Below are 21,302 nucleotides of genomic sequence, written 5' to 3' on the forward strand. Positions count from 1 at the left end.
CTTCAAAATCAAATTTCCTCCACCAAAATATGTTTATTCGTATATACGCAAATATCTGCAGCAATATTTAGGGCTTCCCCGGCTACCTCCCGTGGCGACAGGTTGGTATGTTTAAGCAAAGCCCTGGCAGCTGCCAGGGCGTAAGGACCGCCGGAACCAATGGCAGTAACCCCTTCATCCGGTTCAATAACTTCACCGTTTCCCGATAACACCAGTAAGTGTTCCTGGTTTGCTACAATCAGCATGGCCTCCAGGGTGCGCAGGTATTTATCAGTGCGCCAATCCTTGGCTAGTTCAACCGCTGCCCGCATTAAGTTTCCATGATATTCTTCCAGCTTGCCTTCAAATTTTTCAAACAAGGTAAAAGCATCCGCCACCGAACCGGCAAAGCCGGCCACCACCTGCCCGTGGTACAGCCGCCTTACCTTGCGGGCAGTGTGCTTCATAATGGTATTTTGACCAAAAGTGACTTGACCGTCACCGGCCACCGCCACACATGATCCTCTTTTCACGGCAACTATAGTTGTAGCATGAAACACAAATATCCCTTCCTTATTTACGCATCTCAGGCTAGGCCCTTGGGTGGTGCAGCTTGTATACTTTCTTTAATTTTTGTTTGGTCACATGGGTATAAATCTGGGTGGTAGACAACGAAACATGACCTAACAGTTCCTGAACACTGCGCAAGTCTGCGCCGTTGTCCAGCAAATGGGTAGCAAAAGAATGTCTGATGGCATGGGGGCTGATGTTATTCTTTAGCCCTACCAAAGTACAGTACTTATCAATTATTTTTCGCACACCCCGATCACTGAGGCGGCCACCCCTGTAATTAACAAACACAGCCCGGTTATTGCCCTGCACCAAGCCAGGTCTGATGTTTTGCAAGTAATGTGCCAACACTGCCACTGCCTGATTATGCAAAGGGACTATCCGTTCTTTAGACCCTTTGCCCAATACTCTTAAATAACTGCGGTTCAAATCAAGATCCGGCAGATCCAAGGCGACCAGCTCAGACACCCTGATACCTGTGGCATACAGCAGTTCCAGCAAAGCCTTATCGCGGCAACCCAGCGGGCTGTTATCCGGCGCTTCCACCAACCGCTGCGCCTCTGACTCATATAAAAATTTAGGCAACCTTTTTTCTCGTTTGGGATTGACCAACTTTACCATAGGGTTGGCAAAAATTATCCCGTTATTATATAAAAACTTAAAAAAAGACCGCCAGGAGGCCAGTCTTCTGGCCACAGTGGCCCGGCTTAGTTTTCTCTGCTGTAAATGGGCCAGGTAACTTCGCATCAACTTGCTGTTAATGTCAGAGGGCCGCATTTGTTCAACAGGTACAGACAGCAGGGAAGCAAAGAAATCCAGGCCGTCAAACAAATCTTTCTGATATGCTTCCACCGTACGGTGGGAAAAATTTTTCTGGAGCTTTAAATAATCAATAAAGTTATCTATATTTGTATACATGGCGAACCACTAAATGTCGAAATATGACGCTTAATAAAATATACCATAAGGTAACTTTAAATTGCAACTACCTTTTGACAATTCACAAGAGACACATCTTAAATCTGCTCCGCAACCGACCATTCTTTAAGTTTTTGCAAAGCCCGGGCCGCCTGCGCTTGGCCACGTTCTTTCTTTCCTTTCAGGCGCACCGGCAGTTCGGGAAACAGTCCAAAGGTAACATTCATCGGTTGGAAGTTGCCGCTGCAAGCGGTAGTAATATAATTGATGAGTGCTCCATGGGCGGTTTCCGCCGGGAATACCGGTAGTTTTTGCCCCTTCTGCAGCCTGGCGGCGTTTATTCCCGCAATTAATCCGGCGGCTGCCGACTCCACATAGCCTTCCACCCCGGTGATCTGCCCGGCAAAAAAGATGGTTTCGTGTTGTTTCATTTGCAGGGTGGGTTTCAGCAAAACAGGAGAATTAATATAGGTATTGCGGTGCATTACGCCGTAGCGCACAAACTCAGCCTGTTCCAGCCCGGGAATCAGCCGAAAGACTCGCTGTTGCTCGCCCCATTTAAGATTGGTTTGAAACCCCACCAGATTGAAAAGGGTACCGGCTGCATTATCCTGCCTTAATTGAACAACCGCGTAGGGACGCTTGCCCGTACCGGGATCAATTAACCCCACCGGTTTTAAAGGCCCGTAAAGAAGCGTTTCCTTGCCCCGGGCGGCCAAAACCTCCACCGGCATGCAACCTTCGAAGTGAATTTGTTTTTCAAAGGACTTTAAAGGCACCCTCTCCGCTTTAAGCAATGCTTCGTAAAAAACATCGTATTCTTCCCGGGTCATGGGACAGTTCAGGTAGGCTTCTTCCCCTTTGCCGTAACGTGACGCCCGGAAGATTTTGGTCATATCCAAAGACTCCAGAGTTACAATGGGAGCTGCCGCATCGTAAAAGTAAAGGTATTGTTCACCTGTCAACCTGGCAATTTCCTGTGACAACGCCTCTGACGTCAGGGGGCCGGAAGCAATAATAACGATCCCCCGCTCCGGCAACCTGGTTACCTCCTGGCGGTGTACCGAAACCAGCGGGTGTTGTTCCAATCGTTCGGTAATAAATTTAGCAAACCCTTCCCGATCCACGGCCAGGGCACCGCCGGCCGGTACCCGTTGAGCGTCCGCCGCTTGAATAATTAAGGAATTCAACTGCCGCATTTCTTCCTTTAATAAACCTACCGCGTTTTCCAGAGCAGCAGCTCGCAGGGAATTGCTGCACACCAGTTCAGAAAAATACGGGGTGTGGTGGGCAGGCGGATACTTGTAAGGTCTCATCTCGTAAAGATCAACAGCTACACCGCGGCGGGCTAACTGCCAGGCCGCTTCTGATCCTGCCAGGCCGGCCCCGATAACCGTAACCCTGTTTTCTGTCATTACTGATTAGCCTCCTGTTAAGCCGGTAATGTAAATATTAGCGTTAACCATAAAACCGAAACCGTCAATCTGCAGTTGCAAATAATGACAAATCTTGATTTCCCTTTTGTTCCTGTCTAAGCACCTTCTGTATGTTTTATGATCCCCGCCGAATTTGTCAATGCGCCGGAAACAGCACTTGTCGAGCGAAGCGAAGGGAACCGTTGGGGTGGCGCCCACAGGATGTGGGCGCCGGCCGATCCGGGGCGGGTGGGCCGCCGGCGTTCCCAGTGGGGACCGCAGCAAATTACAGTGCTGTCGGGGAGCTAAAAAGGTTCATTAACCCCGTAATATTTATCAACACTCTGGTTTAACTTTTGTTAAAAGTCTTTACTTTTTACTTGCTTTCTTTTTAACTGCGGCTGCCCTCTTGGGCGTACCGCTCCTGTTACCTTGAGAGGGACAGTCTTCATTGACACACTGCAAGTTTTTTTCCTTGCCGCGGCTTGTTTTTTCCACCATCATGGCATGGCAATGAGGACACTTTTCATTGGTAGGCGTATCCCAGGTAACAAAGTCGCAATCCGGATACTTGCTGCAACCGTAAAATTTACGGCCCTTTTTGCTGCGCCTTAATACCATTTCACCTTCGCAACGGGGACACTTTACCCCGGTTGGTTCAAGCAACGGCCTGGTATTGCGGCATGCCGGGAAACCCGGACAGGCCAAAAATTTACCATAACGTCCTAATTTTATTACCATCTGCCTGCCGCATTGCTCACAAATCTCGTCGGTTACTTCATCAGCAACCTCAACTTTACCAATCTGCTCCTCCGCCGTTGCCAGGGTTTTGACAAAGGGCCGGTAAAATTCTTGTAAAACACCGGACCACTGTTGCTCACCTTCAGCTATGCGATCCAGCTTTTCTTCCATTTCGGCAGTAAATTCAATATTTATTATCTCGGGAAAATATTGCTTCAGCAGCTCTACCACAATCATCCCCAGCTCGGTGGGGTAAAACTGTTTATTTTCCCTTACCACATAACCGCGTTTTTGAATGGTTTCCACAATAGGCGCATATGTGCTGGGACGCCCAATTCCTTTTTCTTCCAAAACCTTGACCAGCGTGGCATCTGTATAGCGGGGCGGCGGTTGGGTAAAGTGCTGTTTTGGTGTAAGAGTTTTAGCCTGCAGTTTATCCCCCTCAGCCAGTTCAGGCAACAATTTTTCTTCTTCCTTAACCCCGTCATCATTGCCTTCAATATAAACCTGCATAAAACCCGGAAATTTGACAATCGAACCGGCAGCCCGGAAAACATAATCCCCGGCGGCAATATCTATGCCGGTGGTATCTATCAGCGCCGGCGCCATCTGGCTGGCTAAAAATCTGGACCAGATTAATTTATATAGTTTGTATTGATCGTTGGTCAAAAATCCCTTAACAGACTCCGGATCCCGGTAAACCGAGGTGGGGCGAATAGCCTCGTGGGCATCCTGCACCTTGCCTTTGCCGGCAGCCTGCCTTGGCTGCTGCGGCAAGTAAGCCGGGCCAAACCTTTCATTAATAAATTTTCTTGCTTCTTGCACAGCGGTTTCAGACACCCTGGTGGAGTCGGTACGAATATAAGTTACCAGACCTACCGGTCCTTCCTTGCCCAACTCTAAACCTTCATAAAGCTGTTGAGCCACTACCATGGTTTTACGGGAGGTAAAGTTCAACTTTCTGGATGCTTCCTGCTGCAGAGAGCTGGTGGTAAAAGGAGCTGCCGGATGACGCAGCTTTTCCTTGCGGCTTACGCTGTTTACCCGGAAAGACGCTCCCTTAAGATCAGCTAAAATTTGCTCCATGGCTTCCCGGTTGGCAATGTGGATTTTTTGATTCCGGTACTTATGAAGTTTTGCCTCAAAGGGAGATTTCCCCGACTTAACAAATTTGGCGGTGAGGCTCCAGTATTCTTCAGGCACAAAAGCTCGGATTTCTTCTTCCCGGTCGCAAATTAACCGCACCGCCACTGATTGTACCCGGCCGGCAGACAAGCCTTTCTTTACTTTACGCCAGAGCAACGGGCTCAGGTTGTACCCTACCAGGCGGTCTAAAATTCTTCGGGCCTGCTGGGCATTCACCCTGTCCAGGTCGATGGGGCGCGGCTGTTGAACCGCCTGTTCAATGGCTTTGGGAGTTATCTCATTGAACTCAATCCGGCAGGGACTGTTTTCGTCAATATCTAATAATTTAGTTAAGTGCCAGGCAATCGCCTCCCCTTCACGGTCAGGGTCAGAGGCCAACAGCACGCGATCCGCCTTTTTGACAGCGGCACGCAAGTCTTTGATAATATCCCCCTTGCCCCTGATGGCAATATACTTGGGCGCAAAGTTGTTTTCCACATCCACACCAAACTGGCTTTTGGGGAGATCACGCAAATGTCCCATGGAAGCCTTTACTGTATAGTTTCTGCCCAGATATTTGCCAATGCTTTTTGCTTTGGCCGGTGATTCTACTATTACCAGTGTTTTACTCAATCAATACACCCCATTTACGAAAGCCTGTGCTCATGCTCTCATCAGTAAGGGTTGGCTTATTTTTGAAACTATTATTACCTTCCCTTACTTCTTTTACAATGTATCAGAAGTTATATCCTTTTAGAACAATAACTGTTACAGTCCGGCTGCCGCATACATTTTCCCCGGCAGCATCCGGGCTAACCCCCGCAGCTCCAGGACGGTGAGGGCCGCTGCCACCTGGCCGGCTTCTAATCGACATGCCGCAACAATTTCCTCCATCGACTGGGGCAGATGAGTTAAAGCATGCAACACCTTTATTTCCAAACCGGTTAGATCATATGCAGCCAAACTCTTTGGGGCCTGCCCCAGGGACAGATCCCCCAGGCCCAACTCCTCGCACACGTCTGCCGGCCTGGTTACCAGCCTGGCCCCCTGACGAATAAGCAAATTGGTACCGGCACTCAGGTTACTGTTAATATTACCCGGTACAGCCATAACCTCCCTTCCCTGTTCAAGGGCTAAATCAGCCGTAATCAGTGCCCCGCTTTTTGCCGCTGCTTCAACAACCAGCACGCCCCGACTCAAGCCACTGATAATACGATTACGGCTGGGAAAATGCCATGGTTGGGGTACTGTACCCGGGGGATACTCTGTCAGCACCGCCCCTTTTTCCATAATTTGCTTCATCAGCCTTTCATTCTCCCTGGGATATACAACATCCGGGCCGCATCCCAGAACAGCAATTGTGCAGCCGGTACGCAGCGCCCCGTGATGTGCCGCACTGTCAATACCCCTGGCCATGCCGCTGACAATAGTTAGGCCTGTTCCCGCCAGTTCAGCCGCAAAGGACTCAGCAGCAGCCAGCCCGTAGGGTGTAGGCCGCCGGGAACCAACTATGGCCAGAGCTGCTTGTTCCACATCCGGCAAATGACCTCTGACAAAAAGAGCCGGCGGCGGGTCATAAATGGCTTTTAACAACGGCGGGTACCCTGAGTCAGCAATGGTTATAATTTGACAATTTATTTTTTCAAGATAGGACAGCAGCCGGTGATACTGTAAACTTTCCCGCCGCTTGACCAACCGGCGGGCACCCTCGCGACCAAGCAAAGGAATGGCCGCCAGCCGGTTCTGGCTGGCCTGCCAGGCCTGTTCGGGGGAGCCGAAATAATTTATTATCTCCCAAACCCGTCGGCCGGCGCCGGGCATAAGTAGCTGCCAGCAAATCCAATATTCCCGGTTTTGCAAGATACCACCCCTGCAGTAAGATTTTTACCACTTTCGGGATGGCAAATGGTTTTTCCTTCCAAGTTGCTAAATTTTTATGAATTCGCCGTTAAAGAAAGAATTTGGGATAAGTCCTGCGCCTGCTTAAACATGTCATGGTGCAAATCCCCCAGTTCCTTCAGCCGGCAGAAGACAGTATTGAGGGTGAAATCTGACGGCATGATACATCCGGCTTCGATTTCTTCCCATAAAACAGGGGTTGATACAGGCGCTCCGGGCAACGGTCTTAAGCTATAAGTCCAGGCCATACTTTTACCCCGGGTGTTTTGCAAATAGTCTACATATACTTTGTGGGGTTCCCTTGCTGCCAGCGCCCTGGTGACGGTGGCCTTGTCGGGCACTGCCCGGGTTACCAAACCGGCCAGCCACTCCATCGCACCGGTGACTTCCCGGAAAGTATAAACAGGCCTTATGGGAATAAAAATATGTATCCCTGCCGCTCCCGAGGTTTTGGGAAAACCCAGTAAACCAAGGTAATCAAGCACTTGGCGCACCACTTCGGCCACCGCCAGGACATCTTGAAAGGCAGCCTGCCGGCCCGGATCCAAATCAATAACCGCTAAATCCGGATATTCCACCCGGGGATGGCGGGATAGCCAGGCGTGCATTTCAATGCAACCCTGATTAGCCAGCCAAACCAGTGTGGCCGTATCATGACAGACAATATAATTTACCCTTTTTTTACTGTGCCTGATGCTGACGGTTTGCATCCATTCGGGTGCATAATCCGGACATTCCTTGTGGTAAAAATATTCACCTGACACGCCGTGGGGATAGCGTTTCATCACCAGGGGCCGCCCTTTGATGTGAGGCAACAAAAAGGGCGCAATGTCCGTATAATACTTTATTAAATGAGCTTTGGTCAAGCCTTCCGGCCATATTAACTTGCTTAAATTAGAGAGCTTAAGTTGTTTTCCTTCCAGGGTTACTTCTGTAACAGCGGTGGCAACCAAACTGCATCCTCCTTTCCCCAACCGTTACTAGTTGTACCCCGGCAGAAAAAAAATAGCCCGGCCAAAGCCGGGGCTGGCATAACAATTAGGTTAAGTAGAAAAAGTACAGGTACACAGAAGATATGATAATAGATACCAGCATGAGCGGGAAGGCCACTTTCATAAAGCCCAGGAAAGTAAAGCGAATACCCTGCTTTTCCGCCATACCGGCCACCACCACGTTGGCTGAAGCACCAATGATGGTACCGTTGCCGCCCAGGCAGGCCCCCAGGGCCAAGGACCACCACAGGGGATCCAGGTTGGCAATGCCGCCCAAGCGGCCCATATCCTGGATCAAAGGAATCATGGTGGCCACAAAGGGGATATTGTCCACAAAGGCAGAAGCAATGGCCGACAGCCAGAGGATCAGCATACCGGTGGTGAGCAGTTCCCCGCCGGTTAACTCCAGCGCCTTTTGAGCTATCCATTCAATAACGCCCACTTCTTCCAAGCCGCCTACCAGAATAAACAGGCCGGCAAAGAAGAAAATGACAGGCCATTCCACCGCTTCCAATGCGTGTTCCGGTTCCTCCCTGGTCAGCAGCAGCAGCAGGGCCGCGCCGAACAGGGCAATGGTGGCAGATTCCAGGTGGACATACTGGTGCAGCAAGAAACCGCAAATGGTAACCGCCAAGGCAAAAAGCGATTTCTTAAGCAATACAGGATCCTTAATTTCATCCTTTTCATTCATGGCCATAATATTTCTTTTTAATTCTTCCCGCACCACAAATTGTTTGCGGTAAATCCACTTCAATAAATAAATAGTGACAACCATAATAACAATTACAACCGGAGCTAAGTTAACTACAAAATCCATAAAACCAAGGCCGACGGCGGAACCAATCATAATGTTCGGCGGGTCGCCGATGAGGGTAGCGGTTCCACCGATGTTGGAAGCCAGCACCTCAGCCAGCAATATGGGCATCGGGTTAATTTCCAGCGCCCGGGCAATGGAGAAGGTTACAGGTACAATTAACAGCACGGTGGTTACGTTGTCCAGCAGGGCAGACAATACTGCAGTAATAAGCGACAGCGCCACCATAATGGCCAGGGGTTCGCCCTTGCTTTGCTTGGCGGCCTTGACCGCCAGATACTCAAACACGCCGGAGCGCCTGGTAATACCCACAATAATCATCATACCCACCAGCAGGCCGATAGTATTAAAATCAATGGCTTTAACAGCCTCTTCCTGGTGCAGCACACCGGCAATAATAAGGATCATGGCCCCAAACAGAGCCACCACGGTACGGTGAATTTTTTCGGAAATAATAATTGCGTATGAAATTAAAAAAACGGCGGTTGCAAATATGACTTGACTGTTTCCCTCCACGACGCATCACCTCAGCAATTAGTTTTTTATGGTATTGTCACCGCCACCACCAAGTATTATAATCCTCCTGCCATGTCATTACAATGACTTTGCCAAAAACAAATAATTCAAATAAACCCTGGTTATGTAAAACCAGGGTTTTACCAAGTATTTAACACATAATTTTTATATGTTTAATGTACTAATGCAGGAATGCCGATAATGGGCCAGAAGGTTAAAGAGAAGATGGCCACCATGGCCAGGATGGCTAAACTGGCCGGAATGCCGGTTACAAAGAACTCGCCGGTACTGAATTGTTTAGATTCATAAGCAATGGCGTTGGGTGCCGCACCGATCAGCAGCAGGAAGGGCATACCGGCCATGGCCACTGATGAATACAGCACGATCTCCGGGTTAACTCCCAGGTATTTGGCAATAACCAGAGCCACCGGCAGGCAGATGGAAATAGCTGCCACATTCATAATAAAGTTGGTTAAGATCAATACCAGCAGTGAAATACCCAGCAGGAACACCAACCAGGGCGCATCCTTAATTAAAGACAACCAGCTGACCGCCATCCATTCCGCAGCACCGGTTTGCCACAGGGCAAAACCGATACTCATGGCCCCGGAGAACAACAATACTATATTCCAGGGGATCGATTTTTCCAGGTCTTTAACAGTAAGGACTTTAGTGATGAAGAAGATCAACCCTGCTGCCAGCAAAGGAACTGAACGGTCCATACCCTTTAGGGCGGGAATAAACTTTTGGAAAATCAAGGTGCACAAGGCAAGGGCTACCACGACCAAGACAAAAATTTCCTGTTTGCTGATAGGGCCTAATTTAGCCAGCTCTTGCTGGGCCCGCTGGCGCAGACCGGGTACTTTGATTTTTTCCGGTTTAAAAATGGTAATCATCAGGAAAAAGATCAGGAAGACCGTGACCCAGCCAAAGGGAGCCAAAGCGGCAGAGAATTGCAAAAAGCTAACGTCTTGACCGGTAAATTCTTTGTAAAAACCAACCGCCGCAGGGTTGCGGGCGCCGCCCATCAAGGTGCAAATACTGCCCGCACCGGCTGCAAAAGCCATGCCGATAAATAAAGCTTTACCAAATTTACTGGGTTTGTTCAGATCGCCGCCGTACAAGGCTAAAATAGACATTAAAATGGGAAACATGGTGCCGGCTACCGCAGTATGGGCCATCACGTGAGTTAACAGGGCCGTCAACACAAAAACCCCCAACAGGATTTTACGAGTATCTTCCCCCACTATAACCAGCATTTTATAAGCTATGCGTTTCGTTATGCCACACTGGGTAAAGGCCAACCCCACCAGCAAAGAGCCTAAAATAAACATCACCGTGGGGTCCATAAAATCCCGAAAAGCCTCCTTAGCCGGCCGGATGCCGAAGACCGGCTGCAAAACACCGATGGCAATACTGGTAACACCAATTGGTATAACTTCAAACACCCACCAGATACCGGCCAACAAAAACAGACCCAAGCCTGCTTTGCCCGCTTGCGACAGTTCAAAGGTTTTACCCATAGGATCAACCGCAGGATTTAAAGGTGGCATAAAGTAAAACAACAGTAAGATTGCAAAACCTAAAAGTACAAAGAAATAACGTTTTAATTCACTGTTCACAGCCATCACCCCGTAAAATTAATTAAGGTGCTTATTAGTCAAAAATATATTTACCAACCCACTCTGCTTTGAAATAACAATTTTTCAACAACCTGACATTAGGTGTGCAAACTTAACAACACTAAATATAAATACTTAAACATAGCCCTCCTTTCCTAAAAAATAAAAACCAACGTTATTTGGCCCAAAGAACCAAGATAACGTTGGTTTACTTTATACCAAGCCTGTTCCGGCTTCGCATCCGGTCTACCAACATTTAACCTGCAACTCGCCTGTCAACCTACCTCAGTTGCAGGCCAGTCAGATTGATTTTAATTTTTTTTCCAGATCCGTATTGAGAATGAATACTTCAATTTGTTCCCCGGTGCGAATACTGATGTCACCGTGGCTGCTTACAACCTGGCAATTGGTTAAATCAGCAATCAACTTCTCAATTTGCTCAAGGTATGACTCCCGCAATTCCATGCGAAGCTGTTTCACCAGCGCCCGGCCTTTGCGGCTGTTGCTTACATGCTTTTCTTCTTTGGTAAGAACACCTTTGGACCGAACAATTACCATATCCCGGCAAATCATGGCCCTGGTGATTTCCGGTCCTCGGCCTACCAGTTCCCGTTGAAACTTTATAAAGGCTTCACAAATTTGTCTCTCTAGCAATATCTGCCGGCTCAAGCCCCCTCCCCCTTTTACGACAAATTTCCCGGCATAAATATAAAATAAAAGTAATTTGCATTGACCAACTTAAAATCCTGACAAACAATAAAGCCGTCTTGTGGTTTTGCATGACAAATAAATTTATGTTGTAATGACAAATATTTGTGTCTTTAACGTACAGATTTAAAATAATTCTGTACAGTTCTAAATATTTGTTTGACTCTGGATTTTGTCGCGATTACTCCCTCTGCCTTCGTATTGATAATAATTTCACAACTTTTAAAGTTTCTTAATAAAAATACCCCTTGCTGCCGCACAGCTTAAAAAATTGGCCGGGCCGCAACCGGCCACTGCCTAAAGTATTGAGATGTAACCTGAAATACGTCATTAAACAAACAAGGGCCGGCCCAAAAGGGCCCGCCCCAGGCGGCAAAGCCCAAAAATAAACAAGCATCCCCTTTTTGTACAACGGGATGCTTGTTTAAAGCGCTATATCGCTCTGAATACGGGGTTGCAAAAAAGCTAAAATTGCTTTAGGAACAATCCTCTCTTAAAAAGCCGACCGTTTATAACTTGCTGTGTCCTCGGCAGTTAAACGGCTGTGGGGGCCAGGGCTCCTCCATGGTAAAAAAAACTTTCCTTTACGCCCTGTTCTTCCTTGCTTTCCTCCAGGCTGAGATAGTTTTGGCAGCGGACAGGAATCACTGAAATATCCGTCAGAATAACATAGTCAATCTCCCTGGGTGCCAGTTCTTTTATGCCCGCTTCGGCATTTTGGATGGCCTCTTTGATTAGACGGCTGAGATGAAGCCGGATATCGCATGTTTCTTTACGGGCGCACTTGCCGCACTTTGAGGTACCGTACATCACTAACCCCCCTTTTTATTATTATACCACCGAATCAAAAAGGCCGGCACAAAATACGGAAAAACCCGCAAGTCGTGCCGGCCTACCCAATGCCAAGGTTCACTTCGCACTTTGTCTGCCTTTTTTGCTTTTTCTTAAATTAACTGTTTCGTAAAATTTTGTACAGTCTGATTTAAGCTAATTGACATTAAATTACTTGCCCAATCTAAACATCAGTTCTTATTTCAGCAGTTTGCAAAATATTAAGAAAGTTGCTTTGATTGCTTGCCGATCAGCGGTTTGTTTGGTCCGGAATAACTTCTTATGACCATGAAAACCTCTTTATCAATGCCGCTACAAAAATCCGGACAGGGGAACAAGATTTATTTTTTAACCATAAAAAAAGCGACTGAGAAGTCGCTCAAAGTGTCAACAAACATTAACCGTGGTTTATGATTACCTTTAGCTCCGGTCTGCGCACCGGCAGCACTATGATTCGCTCCGGTCGCCCTTGGGGTCGCCTCAAACTGACCCTCCTGGCCAGGTTCGACCGGCGCCCACAGGATGTGGGCGCCACCCCAATGACTCCTTACGCTCATCAAGGGCTGTAACCCTGCTTCGACAAGTTGCTGGCAGGTGATCATTAAACCACCTTGACTTTCCTTTGTCTATTGTCTGAGCGGCTGAGCAGCCCCTTTAAATAATTAAGCAAGCCGGTTTGTTAAACTTGTTTCTATTTTAAGTATTTTATATAATTAAGTTTTACGCCAATAATCCATATCTTTGGTTATTTATTTACCTACCTGCATGTCGCCTTGACCAAACCGGTAAAATAATCCATCTCAGGGTTAATCAAGCAAGGCTAGGCGCGGACAGTTCTTTCCTGGGTAGAGTATCCGATATTTCTTACAAAAGAACTGGCCTCATCAAGAACTTTGCCCGAAGTGGCAAATACTTCATCTTCTTCCATGAAAACATTGTTGCTGCCCACATGATCAATGATATGCATTTTCTCCAGCATCCGATAAATTTTAGGCGAAACCCCGGACAGCATTACCCGCTTGCCGTCACTCTGAGCTCTGTTAATAAATGATTCTATTACTTCTAAAGCGGTAATATCAATCACAGAAATGCCCTTAAAACGAATCAAGAATACCTTTGCATCAGAATAATTATCTGATAACTTCTTCTCCAGGTCTGAAGCAGAGCCAAAATACAGGTTGCCTTCCAGCTGAAAAATTGATATTGAGGGATTTTCGCCGTTAATGGTCTGCTCCACAAACCTGCCGTCACTGACCCTGACCGGTGCCAGGGTTTTTACACCGGCTACGCCGGAATCCTTCAAATAAAGGATCAGCGACAGAGCCACCCCGGCATAAATAGCCTGTTCAAGCTCGGGAGCAAATATGGTGGTCAGCATGGTTACCAGCAAAACAGCCGCATCGTTACGGTTGGTTTTTAAAACTTTAACCAGTGCTTTTTTATCTATCATGGAGTAAGCAACAACCATGATCACGCCGGCTAAGCTGGCGTTAGGAATATATTTGGCGTAGGGGGCAAAGAAAATCAGCACTAACAGCATTATAACACCAACCAGTACACCGGCTAGCCGGGTGCGCCCCCCGTTTTGGTAGGTGATGGCGGAACGGGTAAAAGAACCCGAGCCTGCGATACAGCTGAAGAAACCGCCAACCATATTGGCCAATCCCTGACCGATAAACTCCTGGTTAGGATCAATTTTCTGCAAGGTTTTGGCCGCTATCGCCTTGGAGATAGAAACCGCTTCTACTAATCCTATAATTGCGATGACCAGGGCGCCCGCACTTAAATCAGCAATGGCTTTGGGACTAAAGTTGGGTTGACTTAGCGGCGGGATAGCCTGGGGAATTTGACCCACAATTTTAACACCGTATTTTTCTAAATTAAGAGTCATCACCAAAACCACTGAAAAAATAACTCCCAACAGTGCCCCGGGTAGGTTTTTATTTATTTTTTTACAAATAACAATTACCGCAATAGTAAAAATCCCCAAACCAAAGGCCACATAGTTTAATTTATCAATGTTTTGCAAACAAATAATTACTTTATCAATACTGGACAGGTGACCTTTGGGCAATTTGATTCCCATCAAGTTATTAAGCTGGCCCATTGCAATGATTATACCGGCACCGGCAGTAAAGCCAACAATCACTGCGTGGGATACATAGTTAACCAGAGAGCCCAAGCGCAAAACTCCCATTAAAAATTGAATCGCACCCACCAAAAAGGTCAGTAAAAACAAGTTGGCAAAGAAATTATCCTGTCCCGCAAAGGGCACCATGTATGCGGCAATCAAGAGCGAAATAGCATTAGTTGGCCCGGTGGCCAGCTGGTGCGAACTACCAAAAGAAGACGCAACAATAGTGAGAACTATGCCTGCATACAGGCCGTAAGCCGGGTGGACACCGGCAATCATGGCATAAGCCATGGTTTGAGGCAAAGCCACCACAGCAACCGTAAGTGCTGCAACTAAATCAAATTTAAAGTCTTTTTTGTCGTAGCTTTTCAAGGTGTCTAAAATCGGCACAAACTTTAAAATGTTCATAAGCACAGCCCCCAATAACAGTTTTGATCACAAAAGGTGCTTTAAATACGATGTCATTAAGTATTTGTGAAACAAAGTGCTTCCATGGTTAAAAATAATAATAAAGGTGCTTAGTTAATTAAAAGTTATAGCTCTAAAGCAGCATAATTTTTCTGTTCTTTCAACCGCTCCTCTCTTTTAATTAATAACCATATATCTACCGGGCCGGGAATATAAGGTTTTGTCCGTTTTCCTCAGCCGGTTAGCATGCAAAACAGCTTTACAATTTTCTAAAATGCGGTATCTTAACCATCCCGGTTCTAAAACCTCAACTTCACTGCCCCATTGCACCAAAACACCGGCCATTTCTCTTGCCCGGTATGTTTTTAACAAAAGAATATACCGGCCATCCTTCTGCCGTTGTTTAGCTATAAGTTCGGTTGCCAATCTCTCGGTTACACTGCCTATCACTCTGGGGGACACTCTGATTTTAATTTCTTCCAAATCACCATCATTTCTTGCAGCAAGCACCACTGTTTGTCCGCTTGCATTAACAGCATCTGCATGATTAAAACCCGCAACGGAGATATTGAGAGGCAACACCGTACCCAGCTTGCTCAGCCACAGTCTAAATAAAAATTCTTTGACAAAAGACCTGGATATAGCTATTTGCTTGCTTAACTGCGACAACTCATCCAACATATTAAGCAACGGCATTTCGTTTGGCAGGCTGTTTTCAGTTTCTCTTAACGTATACCCGCCGGTTTCTGCCGTCTCTGTCGGCGCAACCTTTAAAATTTCGTACCCTAACTTTTGTAATTCATTAAGGTAACGGTATACCTGTCTGGTGCTCACCCCGCAACTTACAGCCAGGTGGGCCAGGGACACTCCTTGACCCCGATGCCGTTTTATTTCTGTTAAAACTGTTTCCAAATTACGGGTATGGTTATGTTTTACTTTTTTTAAATATTTTCCGGCCATACCATCACCCCTGATTAAGAGTTCATAAAATACCGGACAACGGATGCCTCTCCCTGGGCAAAATCTGTTTGTGACTCTGCTAATACTTTTAAGATAAGCAATTTTTCCTCTGGCCCCATATCACGCAAAACTTCATCAACCACCTGCAGGCTTGCGAAAAAAGGAGCTTTTTTTACAAGGGGGAGCAGCAGCATACTTAACCTCACCACATTCCCATTGAGGCAGGGATAAGCGGCACAAAGATCAACGGCTTGCTCCGATTTGGCCAATACTTCATGCCAATTGACTTCGCCCTCGGCTACCCTTTGTCCGTGTTCACGCAACCTATTCAGCAAATTGTCCAAGCATCTGCTGCTGTCAGCGTCTCCTGTGGTTGGCATACAATCGTAAGCCTTAGCCATAACTTACCTCCATTAGGAAAAACCGTTAGCCTCCACCAACTCACTTACCTCTTTGAAAATCTCTACCGTTCTGACCATCCCTACAATTTGTCCCTTATCCTCCACCGGTATCAACTCTAGATTTTCTTCCATTAACAGGCATATCGCATCCAAAATATTGTCATTAACATTGACCGTGACTTTTCCTATCGGCTTCATCACCTCTTTTACCTTTTTAGCGGCCTGCAAAAGACATAAACTTGTAAAAACCCCTTCCCGATACTTAAAACCTTCACTCAGGGCCTTTCTTGATATTTTTAAAGAATTGATAATATCGCGAAAACTAAGAGTTCCTACCAGTTTTTTATTATGATCAAAAACCAGCACTGAACGATGAGCCTGTGACCCGGCTGAACAACCGGCAAAAAAAGTACATTTTAGGACAAACATGGCATCCCGTAAAGAGTTCTCCAAAAAAACCGTTGCATAGTCTTGAATGGGTAACATAATGTGTTTTACTTTTTTCTCTTTTGGGCCGGGCATCTAAAACTCACACCCCTTAAGCAAATAAACCGCGCCCCCGTTTAATTTTAGTCATCATCTTTCTCATGTTTATCCAGGGAAAAATACCTTTTCATAACTTCCGCCAGCAACTTGCTTGTTTCAATTTCGTTGTGGATGTTACAGGAATCAAACTTCTCTTGAACCCACTCAGCAAACTGTGCAGCGGTCATTAACCTTACCTCCCCTATTATTATGCAAGCACATTTTGTTTGTTATCAGACACAAACCAACCCTTCAGACTTGTTGCGTCACAAAAAATGTCTATTACCGTTCATTTTTCTTTAGCAGTTAAATCACTTGTGGTATAATAAATTAAATTGCCAAACAAGATTTAACTTTGATTTTTATTGCCTTGTCATGGTCCTTTTGATCAGTTTATATAGATTTTTTAAAGCAAAACTCATGCCATAAAATAAACCTGCCAAAACTTCAGCAATATTTGTTTTATTGTCTATTTTTAAGCAAGAGTTGGTTGGTTGTTAACACGAATTTTTATTAAATCAAGGCACACCTTAATTTGCAAGCAATAACCTAATAGTTTCAATGATTTATTGGTGTTTGTTTTTATACGGTCAGCTGCTTCTTTTGTCTGTTATTATGCACTAAGGGGTGTTGTGGTGTTTAAAATTTTTAAAAATAAATCCTTTGCCACACAAATTATGGTAACAGTTTCAGCTATTTTGTTAATTCCTATCCTGGTTATGGTTTATGACATTTTTTTTGCCGGGGCTAAGGATGAAATGTTGCTAAAAACCAAAGAAGAACGATTGGGTACCATGGTTAAAGCCACAGTACGCGAGCTCAACAGTTTTCTGCAATACCAAGCTGGTTCAACAGACCCGCAAGTATCTGCCAAAACACTGGAGGGCCTGGCAAATACTTTTAAGATGGCCGCCAAACCGTTGTCTGAGGCTAATCCAGGGGTTCGCTTGGGACTCTATGTTCCTGCCACCAAAGATCTTTATGTATATGGCTTTTTGCACCAGTACCGCCCGCAAACGCCGGAAGAAAAAAAAGCACGGGAACAGCGCATATTAAATGAAGCCTCATCCGGCATCACGGCGGTAACCGCCACCAAAGAACCCCTTTCCCGCATTACCGGTTCTCTGGGTGATCAAACCTTCGAATACCTGATGCCGGTTATGCATAAGAACCAACTGGTTGCCATTGCCTGGGCGGATGAACAAGTTCACCCGGTGTTTGCCCAAAGCAGGCAGTTCAGCCTGATAACCCGCTACCTGACACTTTTCGGTTTGATCTTCGGTCTTGGGGCCGCTCTTTACGTCATTCACAACCTGGCCTCGGAAGTGCAAGTTATTAAGAATGGCCTATTAAGCATGGAGGAAGATATAGATAAGAGATTGCCGGCAATGCCGGGGGAAATCGGTGAAGTTGTGCAAGCTATCAATAATTTGGCAGACTCTTTAAAGGAAAAGAAAAGGTTGCAGGAAGAATTGATGCGCTCTGAGCGACTGGCAGCCCTTGGCCGCTTGGTGACCGGGGTTGCCCATGAATTAAGAAATCCGTTGGGCATAGTTAAGGCCACAGTTCAGGTCATGGAGGGAGAATTTAAGTCATTACAGGAGTTAAAAGAATATACCCGGGTTATTTGCGAACAAGTTGACCGGGGTAATAAAGTTATTCAAGAATTACTGGACTTCGGGCGGCCCAGCAAGCCTATTGTCAGCCCCACCGATATAAACGGGCTTCTTGATTCGGTATTGACTTTCACCTCCCCCATGCTGCGGCAAAATAAAATCCAACTGACCAAGGATTTTTCTGCCAACCTGCCGGCTGCGGCCATTGAAGGAGATAAAATAAAGCAGGTTTTTGTCAACTTAATTTTAAATGCTATCCAAGCGATGCCCGGCGGAGGTAAGCTGACAATACAAACCGCAACTGCACCGGGATTTATTCATGTTAGCTTTACGGACACCGGCCAGGGCATCGCTGCCCGGCACTTGCCGCACATTTTTGATCCTTTTTACAGCACCAAGGAAGAGGGGGCCGGGTTGGGTTTATCCATCTGTCACCAGATTGTCCGCATGCACGGCGGTAAAATATGGGTGGCGCAAACTTCGCCTGCCGGCACTACTTTTACCGTCAGCCTGCCCCAAGCCAACCTGCAGGAAGGATGTGATATCGATTGAATAAAATATTAATCATCGACGATGAAGAACACATGTGCTGGGCCCTGGAAAAAGGACTGCGCCAGGAAGGTTACCATGTGCTGACAACCACCAGGGCCAGGGAAGGCCTGGAATTAATTCGTAAAGAAACACCTTCCCTGGTCATCCTTGACTTGAAAATGCCTGAGCTGGACGGTTTAGAAGTCTTGCTGCGGGCAAAAGATTTGCTGCCCAAGCTGCCTGTAATCATGATCACGGCCCACGGTACTATTGACACTGCCATCGAAGCTATGAAATTGGGTGCCACCGATTACATTACCAAACCCTTTGATTTAGATGAACTTAAACTGGTAGTTAAACAGGCATTAATGGTGAGTCAGCTGCAGGAGGAAGTGTCCTTCCTGCGTTCTGAACTAAATAAAAAATATGGCCAAATTATCGGTAACAGTCAGGTTATTCAGGATGTTTGCGCACTGATAGAAAAGGTAGCCGACAGCAACGCCACTGTTTTGATTACCGGGGAAAGCGGTACCGGCAAGGAAGTTACTGCTTTGTCCATTCATCAGCTAAGTTCCCGCCGGGACAAACCCTTTGTTCCTATTAATTGTGCAGCGTTGCCTGAATCTTTGTTAGAAAGTGAACTGTTTGGACATGAAAAGGGCGCCTTTACCGGTGCCGTAGCACGCAAATTGGGAAGGTTTGAGCTGGCCAACCAGGGCACCTTATTTTTAGATGAGGTTACCGAAATGCCTCTTTCTATGCAGGTTAAACTGCTAAGGGTATTGCAGGAGAAACAATTTGAGCGGGTAGGGGGAACCGAGAGCATTAAGGTAGATGTCCGGGTTATTGCCGCCACTAATCGTGACCCTGTTGAATGTATTCGTAAAGGCACCTTTCGGGAGGACTTGTATTACCGTTTAAATGTATTACCCATCCACCTGCCTCCTTTAAGGGAAAGAAGCGAAGACATCCCCCTGTTAGTTATGCATTTTCTGCAAAAGTTTAATCCATCGCAAGAACAGCTTATTTCACCGGAAGCCATGACCCTTCTGAAAGCTTATCAATGGCCCGGTAACATCAGAGAGTTGCAAAACGTTATTGAACGGGCGGTGATTCTTTCTCAGGGTCAGGAAATTAAGCCCCGCCACCTGCCCAAGGAGATTCAAAAGCTGGATTCAGACAAAGGTAAAGCAGCCCAGGGTTTGATTATTAACTTCCCTGATGATGGCATCTCTTTTGAAGAAGTGGAAAAAGAACTGATTATTAAAGCCCTGGCAAAAAGTAACGGCAATCAAACCCGGGCTGCCCAGCTGTTGGGCATTACCCGTTCAGCATTGCTTTACCGGGCCCAAAAGTATCAAATCAAATTATAAAAACACACAGCCGCCTGGTTGTGTGTTTTTATACTATCCTACATTCCTGTGGCAATTTATCTGCCCTGAGAGTTTTGTAGCAGGGGTGCCTGAGCCTGCCCTCGGGGCTGATTTCGCTGTAGGTCACCTCGCAAACCAAGGCCGGCCTTACCCAAACAGGCTTTTGCAATTGGCCCAAAGGGGGCGGCTTAAAAACAGGTTGCGGAACGGTTAAGGCATCCAGCAACTCCAACAGTTTTTTTTCTTCCTCCGCAGTAAAGCCGGTTCCTACTTTTCCTCTATACACCCAGCTGCCCTTTTGATATTCCAGTAAAATGAGGGCGCCCAACCGTCGCGCACCGTTTCCTTTTTCCCAACCGCCGATAACTAAATCCGCCGACCGCATGAAACGAATTTTTTTCCAGGCCGATGACCTTTTCCCCGGCCTGTAGGGGCTGTCCAGCCGTTTAGCCATGACGCCTTCCAGCCCCGCCTTGGTTACCGCTTCATAGAAGGCAAGCCCTGCGCCAATGATATATTGGGAAACTATCATATGCGGTCCTGGTTGAATAACTTGCTCCAGTATTTGCTTCCTTTCCCGGAGGGGCAGCCTCATAACGCTTGTGCCGGCCCGGTATAAAATGTCAAAAACCACCAGGGTGGCAGGCAGCTGCCGGGCCAGCCTGCCGGTCTGCAAAGGGTTGGTGGCTTTACCCCGGGCCTGCAAATGGCTAAAGGAAGGTTTGCCGTCCTGAAAGACAACAATCTCGCCATCCAATATCACCGGCTTGTCCCGCACTTGTAAATGGAGAGCTTGCAGCTCGGGAAACTGGGCTGTTAAATCCAGCCGGTTGCGGGATAACAGGGTTGTTTGCCGGTCCAGACAGGCCAGCCCCCGGTAACCGTCCCATTTAATTTCAAACAGGTAATCGCTGTGCTCAAAGGGTTGCGCCGGCACTGCCAGCATGGGTTTTATTTCCGGCAGTTTATGTAATATAAGAACCGCCCCTTCTCAGAATCGGTTTAGGAAGCAGATGCTTTTTTCCGGCGGTTTTTGGCAGCTGCCGGAGTTTTTATTTCCCGTTCCTGTTTGGCCAGTTCAATGCTGGCTTTAAGAGCCGACATCAGATCTACCACTTTGTCGATTTGCGGAGCGGGTGCGGCTGCTACCTCCTCACCTGCCACCTTCGCCTGAATTACCTCCATTAACTGCTCGCGGTAACGGTCGGTATACTTCTGAGACTG

Annotated in this window: 20 protein-coding genes and 1 pseudogene; 3 read left to right on the forward strand and 18 right to left on the reverse strand. The window is 46.9% G+C overall.

The window, feature by feature from the left end; genetic code table 11:
* Nucleotides 1-8: 8 nt before the first annotated feature.
* The 11 genes from hslV to DESHY_RS13165 form a co-directional block, all read right to left on the reverse strand.
* Entirely contained in the window at nucleotides 9-539 is a 531-nt protein-coding gene (gene hslV / locus DESHY_RS13120; RefSeq protein WP_048818169.1) for an ATP-dependent protease subunit HslV, read from the reverse strand.
* 31 nt (nucleotides 540-570) lie between these two features.
* Complete coding sequence (gene xerC, locus DESHY_RS13125; protein ID WP_008413470.1) at nucleotides 571-1,467, reverse strand: tyrosine recombinase XerC; 897 nt, start codon at nucleotides 1,465-1,467, stop codon at nucleotides 571-573.
* 98 nt (nucleotides 1,468-1,565) lie between these two features.
* The gene (gene trmFO / locus DESHY_RS13130; RefSeq protein ID WP_008413471.1) at nucleotides 1,566-2,882 is read right to left on the reverse strand and encodes an FADH(2)-oxidizing methylenetetrahydrofolate--tRNA-(uracil(54)-C(5))-methyltransferase TrmFO; all 1,317 of its coding nucleotides are present in this window, start codon (nucleotides 2,880-2,882) and stop codon (nucleotides 1,566-1,568) included.
* Between the two features lie 6 nt (nucleotides 2,883-2,888).
* The gene (locus tag DESHY_RS13950; protein WP_008413474.1) at nucleotides 2,889-3,167 is read right to left on the reverse strand and encodes a hypothetical protein; all 279 of its coding nucleotides are present in this window, start codon (nucleotides 3,165-3,167) and stop codon (nucleotides 2,889-2,891) included.
* Between the two features lie 84 nt (nucleotides 3,168-3,251).
* Nucleotides 3,252-5,381, reverse strand: coding sequence for a type I DNA topoisomerase (gene topA / locus DESHY_RS13135; RefSeq protein ID WP_008413475.1), 2,130 nt, complete (start codon nucleotides 5,379-5,381; stop codon nucleotides 3,252-3,254).
* A 135-nt stretch (nucleotides 5,382-5,516) separates the two neighbouring features.
* Nucleotides 5,517-6,608 carry a DNA-processing protein DprA gene (gene dprA / locus DESHY_RS13140; RefSeq protein ID WP_008413476.1) on the reverse strand — a complete coding sequence of 364 codons (1,092 nt, stop codon included), beginning with the start codon at nucleotides 6,606-6,608 and terminating at the stop codon, nucleotides 5,517-5,519.
* Nucleotides 6,609-6,682: 74 nt separating this feature from the next.
* Nucleotides 6,683-7,600 (reverse strand): non-homologous end-joining DNA ligase, encoded by a 918-nt coding sequence (gene ligD, locus DESHY_RS13145; RefSeq protein WP_008413477.1) that lies wholly within the window; start codon nucleotides 7,598-7,600, stop codon nucleotides 6,683-6,685.
* Nucleotides 7,601-7,685: 85 nt separating this feature from the next.
* Nucleotides 7,686-8,969, reverse strand: coding sequence for an ArsB/NhaD family transporter (locus DESHY_RS13150; protein ID WP_008413478.1), 1,284 nt, complete (start codon nucleotides 8,967-8,969; stop codon nucleotides 7,686-7,688).
* A 173-nt stretch (nucleotides 8,970-9,142) separates the two neighbouring features.
* Nucleotides 9,143-10,597 carry an SLC13 family permease gene (locus tag DESHY_RS13155; protein WP_008413479.1) on the reverse strand — a complete coding sequence of 485 codons (1,455 nt, stop codon included), beginning with the start codon at nucleotides 10,595-10,597 and terminating at the stop codon, nucleotides 9,143-9,145.
* Nucleotides 10,598-10,891: 294 nt separating this feature from the next.
* Nucleotides 10,892-11,260 (reverse strand): Na-translocating system protein MpsC family protein, encoded by a 369-nt coding sequence (locus tag DESHY_RS13160; protein WP_008413480.1) that lies wholly within the window; start codon nucleotides 11,258-11,260, stop codon nucleotides 10,892-10,894.
* A gap of 573 nt (nucleotides 11,261-11,833) precedes the next feature.
* Complete coding sequence (locus DESHY_RS13165) at nucleotides 11,834-12,109, reverse strand: hypothetical protein (RefSeq protein ID WP_008413482.1); 276 nt, start codon at nucleotides 12,107-12,109, stop codon at nucleotides 11,834-11,836.
* Nucleotides 12,110-12,540: 431 nt separating this feature from the next.
* On the opposite strand from DESHY_RS13165, the gene DESHY_RS14335 reads away from it, so the two are divergent.
* Nucleotides 12,541-12,699: a hypothetical protein gene (locus DESHY_RS14335; protein WP_162829808.1), complete on the forward strand. Its 159-nt coding sequence runs from the start codon at nucleotides 12,541-12,543 to the stop codon at nucleotides 12,697-12,699.
* Between the two features lie 251 nt (nucleotides 12,700-12,950).
* On the opposite strand, the gene DESHY_RS13175 is transcribed toward DESHY_RS14335, so the two are convergent.
* From DESHY_RS13175 to DESHY_RS14340, 5 genes are all read right to left on the reverse strand, one after another.
* Nucleotides 12,951-14,672 (reverse strand): SulP family inorganic anion transporter, encoded by a 1,722-nt coding sequence (locus tag DESHY_RS13175; protein ID WP_008413484.1) that lies wholly within the window; start codon nucleotides 14,670-14,672, stop codon nucleotides 12,951-12,953.
* A 177-nt stretch (nucleotides 14,673-14,849) separates the two neighbouring features.
* Nucleotides 14,850-15,632 carry a WYL domain-containing protein gene (locus DESHY_RS13180; RefSeq protein ID WP_008413485.1) on the reverse strand — a complete coding sequence of 261 codons (783 nt, stop codon included), beginning with the start codon at nucleotides 15,630-15,632 and terminating at the stop codon, nucleotides 14,850-14,852.
* A 14-nt stretch (nucleotides 15,633-15,646) separates the two neighbouring features.
* Nucleotides 15,647-16,033: a hypothetical protein gene (locus tag DESHY_RS13185; protein WP_008413486.1), complete on the reverse strand. Its 387-nt coding sequence runs from the start codon at nucleotides 16,031-16,033 to the stop codon at nucleotides 15,647-15,649.
* 12 nt (nucleotides 16,034-16,045) lie between these two features.
* Nucleotides 16,046-16,555 carry a CBS domain-containing protein gene (locus DESHY_RS13190; RefSeq protein ID WP_008413487.1) on the reverse strand — a complete coding sequence of 170 codons (510 nt, stop codon included), beginning with the start codon at nucleotides 16,553-16,555 and terminating at the stop codon, nucleotides 16,046-16,048.
* Nucleotides 16,556-16,602: 47 nt separating this feature from the next.
* Complete coding sequence (locus DESHY_RS14340) at nucleotides 16,603-16,746, reverse strand: hypothetical protein (RefSeq protein WP_008413488.1); 144 nt, start codon at nucleotides 16,744-16,746, stop codon at nucleotides 16,603-16,605.
* A gap of 447 nt (nucleotides 16,747-17,193) precedes the next feature.
* On the opposite strand from DESHY_RS14340, the gene DESHY_RS13195 reads away from it, so the two are divergent.
* On the forward strand, nucleotides 17,194-18,726 hold the full coding sequence (locus DESHY_RS13195; RefSeq protein WP_048818172.1) for an ATP-binding protein: 1,533 nt from the start codon (nucleotides 17,194-17,196) through the stop codon (nucleotides 18,724-18,726).
* Nucleotides 18,723-20,078 carry a sigma-54-dependent transcriptional regulator gene (locus DESHY_RS13200; RefSeq protein ID WP_008413490.1) on the forward strand — a complete coding sequence of 452 codons (1,356 nt, stop codon included), beginning with the start codon at nucleotides 18,723-18,725 and terminating at the stop codon, nucleotides 20,076-20,078. Before DESHY_RS13195 ends, DESHY_RS13200 begins: the two co-directional genes overlap by 4 nt.
* Nucleotides 20,079-20,106: 28 nt before the next feature.
* On the opposite strand, the gene ligD (DESHY_RS13205) is transcribed toward DESHY_RS13200, so the two are convergent.
* Both ligD (DESHY_RS13205) and DESHY_RS13210 read right to left on the reverse strand, forming a co-directional pair.
* The gene (ligD, locus tag DESHY_RS13205; protein ID WP_008413491.1) at nucleotides 20,107-21,024 is read right to left on the reverse strand and encodes a non-homologous end-joining DNA ligase; all 918 of its coding nucleotides are present in this window, start codon (nucleotides 21,022-21,024) and stop codon (nucleotides 20,107-20,109) included.
* 56 nt (nucleotides 21,025-21,080) lie between these two features.
* Nucleotides 21,081-21,302, reverse strand: a pseudogene (locus DESHY_RS13210) (non-homologous end joining protein Ku); the annotation flags it as partial.

This window comes from Desulforamulus hydrothermalis Lam5 = DSM 18033 (assembly GCF_000315365.1).
GTDB lineage: Bacteria > Bacillota > Desulfotomaculia > Desulfotomaculales > Desulfotomaculaceae > Desulfotomaculum > Desulfotomaculum hydrothermale.